5 protein-coding genes and 1 pseudogene are annotated in these 8,518 nt (G+C 71.4%); 3 read left to right on the forward strand and 3 right to left on the reverse strand.

The window, feature by feature from the left end:
* Window positions 1-229: 229 nt before the first annotated feature.
* The gene (locus ACZ5WC_RS33050; RefSeq protein WP_468544278.1) at window positions 230-1,366 is read right to left on the reverse strand and encodes an aminoglycoside phosphotransferase family protein; all 1,137 of its coding nucleotides are present in this window, start codon (window positions 1,364-1,366) and stop codon (window positions 230-232) included.
* A gap of 231 nt (window positions 1,367-1,597) precedes the next feature.
* Here ACZ5WC_RS33050 and ACZ5WC_RS33055 point away from each other — a divergent pair, with 231 nt between their 5' ends.
* Window positions 1,598-3,088 (forward strand): DNA-binding protein NsdB, encoded by a 1,491-nt coding sequence (locus tag ACZ5WC_RS33055; RefSeq protein WP_468544279.1) that lies wholly within the window; start codon window positions 1,598-1,600, stop codon window positions 3,086-3,088.
* Between the two features lie 96 nt (window positions 3,089-3,184).
* Here ACZ5WC_RS33055 and ACZ5WC_RS33060 read toward each other — a convergent pair whose 3' ends face one another.
* Both ACZ5WC_RS33060 and ACZ5WC_RS33065 read right to left on the reverse strand, forming a co-directional pair.
* Window positions 3,185-4,615, reverse strand: a complete 1,431-nt coding sequence (locus ACZ5WC_RS33060; protein ID WP_468544280.1) for a PP2C family protein-serine/threonine phosphatase — start codon at window positions 4,613-4,615, stop codon at window positions 3,185-3,187.
* Window positions 4,616-5,326: 711 nt separating this feature from the next.
* The gene (locus ACZ5WC_RS33065) at window positions 5,327-5,827 is read right to left on the reverse strand and encodes a tetratricopeptide repeat protein (RefSeq protein ID WP_468544281.1); all 501 of its coding nucleotides are present in this window, start codon (window positions 5,825-5,827) and stop codon (window positions 5,327-5,329) included.
* A gap of 385 nt (window positions 5,828-6,212) precedes the next feature.
* Here ACZ5WC_RS33065 and ACZ5WC_RS33070 point away from each other — a divergent pair, with 385 nt between their 5' ends.
* Window positions 6,213-7,004 carry a DUF4389 domain-containing protein gene (locus tag ACZ5WC_RS33070; RefSeq protein WP_468544282.1) on the forward strand — a complete coding sequence of 264 codons (792 nt, stop codon included), beginning with the start codon at window positions 6,213-6,215 and terminating at the stop codon, window positions 7,002-7,004.
* 140 nt (window positions 7,005-7,144) lie between these two features.
* Window positions 7,145-8,428 (forward strand): annotated as a pseudogene (locus ACZ5WC_RS33075) (NF041680 family putative transposase); the annotation flags it as partial.
* Window positions 8,429-8,518: the final 90 nt, after the last annotated feature.

Consider the following 8,518-nt stretch of genomic DNA (forward strand, 5'->3'; position numbering starts at 1 on the left):
CCCCCCCCCCCTCCCCCCCCCCCCCCCCCCCCCCCCCCCCCCCCCCCCCCCCCCCCCCCCCCCCCCCCCCCCCCCCCCCCCCCCCCCCCCCCCCCGCTTCCTCTTCACAGTGGCTTGAGCACCGTGGTCTTCGCCGGGCGAACGCCAGCCCGCCCTTGTTGGTGTACGGCCCCGCGCGGCCGCCCCGCGCCGAGGATCCGGCGCGGGGCGGCGGCTGTCGCGCCGGGAGTCAGCGCGTGCCGACCGCCGCCCGTACGGCCCGCCGCGCCATCGCGCAGTCGTCGTGCAGCCTGCGCAGCAGCAGCCGCTGCTCCTCACCGGAGGAGAGGGCGCCGGGGCGGTCCTGCCCCGCACCCACCGGGGGCGCCTCGCGCATGGTCCGCTGCACCGCGGTCTCGTAATTGCGGATCTCGCGGGTCAGCACCAGCATCAGGTTCACCAGGAACGCGTCCCGCGCGGCCGGGCCCCTGGCCTGTGCCAGCTGGCTGATCTGGCGCCGCGCCACCGGGGCGTCGCCCAGTACCGCCCACAGGGTCGCCAGGTCGTACCCCGGGAGATACCAGCCCGCGTGCTCCCAGTCGACCAGCACCGGCCCGGTCGGCGACAGCAGGATGTTGGAGAGCAGCGCGTCACCGTGACAGAACTGCCCCATCCCCTGCCTGCCGCCCGCGTGCGCCAGACCGTGCAGCAGCTTCTGCAGATCGCCGAGGTCGCGGTCGGTGAACAGACCGAGCTCGTGGTAGCGCGCGATCCGCGAGGCGTAGTCGAGCGGCGCCTCGAAAAGACCGGGCGGCGGCCGCCAGGCGTTCACCCGGCTGATCGCGCCCAGCGCGGCGCGGATGTCCGCCCGCGGCGGCGCCTCGGCGGGGTGCCGGGTCAGGGCGGCGACCCGGCCGGGCATGCGCTCGATCACCAGCGTGCAGTTCTCCGGATCCGCCGCGATCAGCCGGGGCACCCGTACCGGGGGACGGTGCCGGACGAACGTGCGGTATGCCGCTATTTCGTGCCGGAACCGTTCCGTCCACGCCGGGGAGTGGTCCAGTAAACACTTCGCCACGGCGGTCGCCCGCCCGGTCGTTCCGACGATCAGGACCGAGCGGCCGCTGCGGCGGAGTACCTGGACCGGGTTGAACTCGGGGCAGATGCGCTGCACGGAGGCGATGGCCATCCGCACCTGCGCGCCCTGCGGCCCGGACAGGTCGATTCTCCCGCTGAGCGGCCCGGTGCCCGGTCCCGAGGCCCGTCGGGGCCGGCCCAGACCCTGCACCGGTGCACCGGTGGGAGGGGCGAGATAGGGCCCGCCGCCCGCTCCCATCGGGCGGAGCGGACGGGGCGGGGCGGACACGGAGGACGATGCTGTGTACATGGGCGAGACAGATCCCTTCGTGCGCCGACAAGGTACGCGCGCCAACCCGGCCGACGACCGTTCGGCACCCTGGGGAGTACCTAGGGCTGCCGGGCGGGGTGGCGCTTTCCTACCTGACAACGAGTCACGGGTGGCAGACCATCTGGCGGACCCTGGCGAACCCTGGCGAATAGTCACAGCGCATCTGACCGGGGGTTAGTGTCAAGTCAGCCGAGAACCTGGGGGCTTGACGTGACCGGAGAACCCAACACCCGCCTTTCTGACCTGTTCGGCCTGGCCGGCTGGTCCAAGGGCGAACTCGCGAGAATGGTGAACCGGCAGGCGGCGGCCATGGGCCACCCGCAGCTGGCCACCGACACCTCGCGTGTCAGGCGCTGGATCGATATGGGGGAGTCCCCCCGTGATCCCGTGCCCGAAGTGCTGGCGGCCCTGTTCACCGAGCGGCTCGGCCGTGTCGTGACCATCGAGGACCTCGGGTTCGGCCGACGCGGGCGTGTGGGGAAACGGCGTGACTCCGGGACGGAACACAATCCGGATCAACTGCCGTGGGCGCCCGAACGGACGGCAGCGGTCCTCACCGAATTCACGGGAATGGACCTCATGCTCAACCGTCGCGGCCTGGTGGGTGCGGGCGCCGCGCTCGCCGCCGGCTCAACCATCGCAAGGCCCATGTACGACTGGCTGCACAGCGACCCCGCTCTGGCGGCCGACGCGCCACGCACCAACGACCCCCTGCATGCCGACCCTGCCGGATTCGACCGGTACGAGGCCGCACCCGTCGGCTCGGACGAGATCGAGGCCCTGGAGCACTCGGTCGAGGTGTTCCGCGCCTGGGACGCCTCCCGTGGCGGCGGACTCCAGCGCAAGGCCGTCGTGGGCCAGCTCAATGAGGTGGGAGGCATGCTCGCCTACCGTCACCCCGACCATCTCCAGCGCCGGTTGTGGGGCGTCGCCGCCAACCTCGCCGTCCTGGCGGGCTGGATGTCCCACGACGTGGGCCTCGAACCCACCGCCCAGAAGTACTTCGTCATCGCCGCCCACGCGGCCCGTGAGGGCGGCGACCGGCCGCGCGCCGGTGAGGCGCTCTCCCGGGCGGCCCGCCAGATGGTGCACCTGGGCCGCCCCGACGACGCCCTCGACCTGATGAAGCTCGCCAAGTCCGGCTCCGGCGACGAGACGCTGCCGCGCACCCGGGCGATGCTGCACACCATCGAAGCCTGGGCACAGGCATCGATGGGCCGTGGCCAGGCGATGCGGCGCACCCTCGGCGAGGCTGAGGAGCTCTTCGTGTCGGACAAGGGCGATGTGCCGCCGCCCAGTTGGATGCAGATGTTCGACGAGGCCGATATGCACGGCATGCAGGCACTCGCCTTCCGCACCCTGGCCGAGCACGACCCGGGGGCCGCGATCATCGCCCAGCGCCACGCGAAGCAGGCGCTGGAGCTGCGGATCAACGGGCGCCAACGGTCCAAGATCTTCGACTACATCTCGCTGGCCTCGGCGTGCTTCATCGCCAACGACCCCGAACAGGCCGACCGTTACGCCCGGCTCGCGCTGGTGTCGATGGGGGAGACCTCCTCGCACCGCACCTGGGACCGGCTCCGCGAGATGTACCGGCTCACCGGTCAGTTCTCGGGGTACGCCGGGATCCAGGACCTGCGCGAGGAGATCGAGCTGTCGATGCCGCCGAGCCAGAAGAAGGCCAAGGGCACACAGATCTGAAGCGGGCACGGTCGCACCGGTCCTGAACCGGACGGACCGCCCGGGGCAGGTGAACCGAACGGACCGGAAACCGTAACGCCGTCGTACGGCGCTCCCTCACGCCCCGATCCGGGCGACCAGCACACACGCATCGTCCAGGCGCTCGGCCCCGCCGAACTCCTCGACGACGCTCCGCACGCACTCCTGGGCCGTACGGGCCCGGGCGAACCGGGGAGCGAGGGCGAGCAGTGCCTCCGGGCCCGCACCCCGGTCGCCGCGGCGCGTCAGACCGTCGGTGTGCAGAACGAGCACGTCGCCGGGGAACAGGCATACCTCGTTCTGTTCGAAGGCGACCTTGGAGGAGGCGCCGAGCAGCACCCCGTCCGGCGGGGGCAGCGGCCGTCCCGATCCCCTGCGGAAGAGCAGCGGAGCGGGGTGTCCGGCCTGCGCCCAGGACAGGATCGAGCCGTCGGGGTCGAAACGGCAGCACAGGGCGCTGCCCAGCGCGGGCTGCATCGACGATTCGAGCAGCTGGTTGAGGTGTCCCATCAGCGCGCCCGGCTCGATGCCGGCGACCGCCATGCCGCGCAGCGCGCCCAGCATCATCGCCATCGCCGAGGTGGCGGGGATGCCGTGCCCGGTGAGATCGCCGACGGTCAGCAGTGTCCGTCCGTCGGGGAGCTCCATCGCGTCGTACCAGTCGCCGCCGATGAGTCCGCTCGACGTGGAGGGGAGGTAGTGCGCGGCGATGTCCAGGGCTCCGGGCCCCCGCTGCGGGAGGCGCAGCGATCCGCGCCACGGCGGCAGGACGGTCTCCTGGAGTTCGACCGCCATCCGGTGCTCGGCCCGCTCGATGTGCTCCTCGCGCCGCACGGAGGCGCGGCTGCTGCTGACCGCCTGCTCGCTGCGCCGCAGTTCGCTGACGTCCCGCAGGACCGCCCACATCGAGGCGGTGCAGCCCTGGGCGTCGAGGACCGGCTCGCCCGTCATATGGAGGGTGCGCGTCCGGCCGTCGGGGCGGACGATGCGGAACTCCCCGTCCATCGGACGCCCGTCGACGAGGCAGCCCGTGACCATGGCGGTCAGCAGTGGCTGATCGTCGGCCAGCAGTACGGACGGCATGTCGTCCAGGGAGAGGGGCGCGGACCCGGGCGGCCTGCCGAAGATCCCGTACAGCTCGTCGGACCAGCTGACCTCGTCGGTGAGGAGATTCCACTCGGCGCTGCCCACCCGGTTGAGCAGGGAGCCGGACCGGGGGTCCTCCGGTGTTGCCCCGCTCTCCGGGGCGTCGGGCTCGGCCCGCTGTGTCGGCAGACCCGCCTTGAGCTGTCCCAGATGCTCGTCGAGATTGTCCAGGTGGTGGACGGCCAGCTCGTACAGGGCGCGCTGCCAGCGCAGCTGGGGGTCGTCCTCGTCGATCACGACGGCGTCCCGCCGCACGGCGTCCACGTCTCCGCGCAGCCGGCGCGTCCGGTCGATCAGGGCGTCGACGGCATCGTGCGCGGGGGGGTGTGGTGCGGGGCGGTCCGCGAAGTGGGGGGACGGCATCTCGTACTCCGATACAGGCGCGGCGTAGCCGGTTCTGATGGGTGGACCGCTACCGACTGTGGCACAGGCCGCGGCGGCCCGTAAGGGATTTGGCAACACTCGATGCGTTGTTGCTTCTGGCATATGCCAGCGGCTGGCCAGAGTGGTGACCCGTCCGAACAGGCTTGCGCTTGGGGTGAGTTGGCCGGCCTGTGCGGGGTCGTCGCGACCGGGGGTGCAGACCCTGCACGGAGTCGCGCTCCTCGTGCCGTGGATCACATCGCGGGGGCGGGTTCCTGGGGGCGGTCCTGGATGGTTTATCGTTCACCTATACGTGGGTGTGAGGGGGCCGCGCCCCAGGGCCTCGTCTCCGGCTCATGGGGAAGACCGCGCAGCCGAATCCCCTGGCGTTCGCCGCCGAGAGGCGACCAATCCTCGCGCACGCACTCAAGCTGCCCCGGCTGGATTCCCCCGATCCGGCCGGGGCTTCCCCCCTTCCCGGCCGCGGTCCGTCGCCCGGGCGCGGCGCCGCTTGGAGGATCAGCGCTCCGGCCGCCGCCACCAGGGCGAGCGGCCCGAGCCTTCCGCCGTAGGACCCGACCCGGCCGAGCCCCCACAGCACGGCCGCCGCACCGAGCAGCACCGCATCCCCGGTCATCGCCCCGTCGAAGACCTGCCCCACACCGAGTGGAGAGAAGGTGAGACAGGGGAGCCCGACCGGGGCACGGGCCGTCAGACCGTCTCGTGGAGATCCTTCGCGTAGTGCTCGATGGCCCGCCGGTAGCGCTGTACGTTCGGGTCGTCGCTGGTCGCGGCCGTCAGTTCCAGTAGCAGCCGCATCGCCTCGTGATGCTCACCGGTGTTGAACAGGGCCATCGCCAGGAACGTCCGCAGCGCCCCGTCCTCCGGGAACTCCTCGACGCCCCGGCGCAGGATCTCCACCGACTGCCCGTACCGGCCCAGGACCCGGTACGTACTGCCCAGCCCCAGCAGCGCGCCGTGCCGGTCCTCCGTGCTGAGCTCCGGCTTCGCCAGGCAGCGTTCGTAGTACGGCACCGCCTCCGCCTCCAGGCCGAGCACGTCATGGATCCACGCCGTCCGGTAGGCCACCTCCGCGTCGTCGGGGTACTCGGCGGTCAGCGCGAGGAGCCGTTCCCGTGCTTCCTCGGGGCGGCCCTCCGTGCGCAGCCGCTCGGCCTCGTCCAGCAGGTCCTTCTTTTTCTGTGCACTCATGGGCTCATCGTCGCAGGCGGCCGTGGACAGTCGAGTGAGTTTTCGCCGCCGGTCGGTCGGCGCGGGCTGGTGGCCTTCTCCGCCCTTGCGGCCAAGGTCGGGCTCACGCCCGCACCGGTCTCCGTCATGGCGGTCGTCCAACTCACCCGGGGGTCCTGGACGCGGGGCGAGCGCCGATCCGCGGTCCGGGCCGCGATCCCGCTCAGGGAAGGCCGACGGCCGCTCGCTCGCCGGCCGACTGCGCAGGCGCTGATCCGCGCGCCCGCAGCCGTGGCCCGGGCACCCGTTCGGGCCCGGTCGTTTGCGGGCGCCCCGGGCCCGACGCACGGTGGGGACACGTCCTGCGCGCGGATGCCGCACGGATTTCCTGCCGAGGAGGAGCGACATGGCCGAAGGTCAGTGGAGCCCGGGCCGCACGGAGATGGACGCGAACGAGTTCCGGCCCGTCCTGGACGTCGTCGAACCCCCGGGCCAGCGGCGGCTGACCGTTCTGCTGCGACTCCTGCTGCTGATCCCGCACTTCATCGTGCTGTTCTTCCTGCACATCGCGGCGTTCTTCACGGTCATCATCGGATGGTTCGCGGCCCTCGTGCTGGGACGGCTGCCCGACCCCGTGTTCCGGTTCCTCAGCGGGGTCCTCGGATACGACATGCGGGTCTCCGCGAGCGACATGCTGCTGGTGGACCGCTACCCGCCGTTCGCCCTGACCCCGCCCCCCGACTACCCGGTGCAGATCGAGGTGCGGCCCACCCCGCTCAACCGGCTCGCGGTCCTGTTCCGCATCTTCCTGATGATCCCGGCGGCGATCGTGCAGAGTCTCGCGGTGTACGGCTGGTGGGCACTGGGCTTCGTCTGGTGGCTGATCACGCTGGTCCTGGGCCGTATGCCGAGGCCGCTGTTCGAGGCGACGGCGGCCACCCTGCGCTACCGGATGCGGTTCTCCGCGTATTCCATGATGCTCACCCCGGCCTACCCCAAGGGCCTCTTCGGGGACGACGACCTCACCGTGGCGCAGGGGGCGCGGCGCTCCTCGACCCGTCCGCTGGTCATGAGCAGCGCGGCGAAGTGGCTCGTGGTGCTGTTCCTGGTGCTCGGCCTGGCGGGCCATGTCACCTCCTCCGTGACCGCCACGTGGACGGATGAGCCGGCGGACGACACCCGCCTGGTGGGCCCCTAGCTTGATCTTTAACCTCGGAGCCCGAACGAGTCCTCGTACTTGATCACTCGGTCTGGTAACTGCTTTACGTGCGGGTGGCCTTCGGCTGAGCATGTGGTCCGGCCAAGGAACACACAACGCTCAGCACGAAGGCCGTGGGGATGAGTCTGTCGCATCATGTTGTCCGGCAGGATCCGTTTGCGGGACTGTCACGCTTCCGGGGTGAGTTCTACTCCTGTCTGGCCCGGCGTGCGGACGCGCTGTTCGAACTCGCGGACGCGGTGTTGTGCGCCGATGGGCCGGTCCGGTCGCTGGTGGAACTCTCGCTGGTCGGCGAACACCGTCGCGGGCACGGCGGCCTCTACGACGCCCTGTCCGCGGGAAGGGTCGATGTGGCCCGGCTGCGACGGGCCCTGACGACAGTGCCCCTGCCGCGGGCAGCGGACGGACGGCTGGTCCTAGCCGCCGACCTCGCCTGCTGGCTGCGGCCTAGCGCGCACACCTCACCGCAGCGGATCCTGTGCCACACCTACGGGCGGGGCAAGGACCAGCACATTCCCGTTCCCGGCTGGCCGTACTCGGTGATCTGCGCACTGGAATCAGGGCGAAGCTCCTGGACCGCACCGCTGGACGCGCTGCGTCTGGCACCGGGTGACGATGCCGCCACCGTCATGGCCCGGCAGATGCGCGAGCTCATCGAGCGGCTGATCGAGGCCGGGCAGTGGAAGGACGGAGATCCAGAGATCCTGATCGTGGTGGACGCCGGCTACGACGTTCCCCGCCTGGCCTTCCTGCTGAAGGACCTGCCGGTGCAGGTACTGGGACGGATGCGCTCGGACCGGATCCTGCGCCGCGCGGCACCGCCCCGGGAGTCCGGGGTTCGAGGCTGGCCACCCCGCCACGGAGGGGAGTTCGTCTTCGGTGACCCGGCCACCTGGAACACTCCCGACGCGCAAACGGTGACCGCAACCCGTCTCTACGGCACCGCCACCGCCCGCTCCTGGGACCGGCTCCATCCAAGGCTGACCCACCGCTCGGCCTGGACCGCCCAGCTGGGCGCCCTGCCGGTCATCGAAGGCACCGTGATCCGCCTGCAAGTGGAGCAGCTGCCCAGCGGCGCCACACCGAAGCCGGTCTGGCTGTGGTGGTCGGGCACCGACGCCACCGCAGACGACGTCGACCGTCTGTGGCAGGCGTCCCTGCGGCGCTTCGACATCGAGCACACCTTCCGCCTGTTCAAGCAGACGTTCGGCTGGACCTGCCCGAAGATCCGCAGCCCCGAGGCCGCCGACCGCTGGACCTGGCTGATCGTCGTCGTCTTCACGCAGCTCCGGCTCGCCCGCCCTCTGGCGGCAGACCTCCGGCGGCCGTGGGAGAAACCGCCCCCGCCCCACAGACTCACCCCCGCACGAGTCCGCCGCGACTTTCGGCACCTCCGGCCGAAGTGGTGGCTGCCGCTAGTTGAATTCTTTCGCGGTGGGTCACGAGCTGAAGGAGGGGGTTAAGGGGGGTATCTGTTCTGTGTGGGTAATTCG

It is taken from the genome of Streptomyces sp. NPDC033165, from assembly GCF_055577965.1.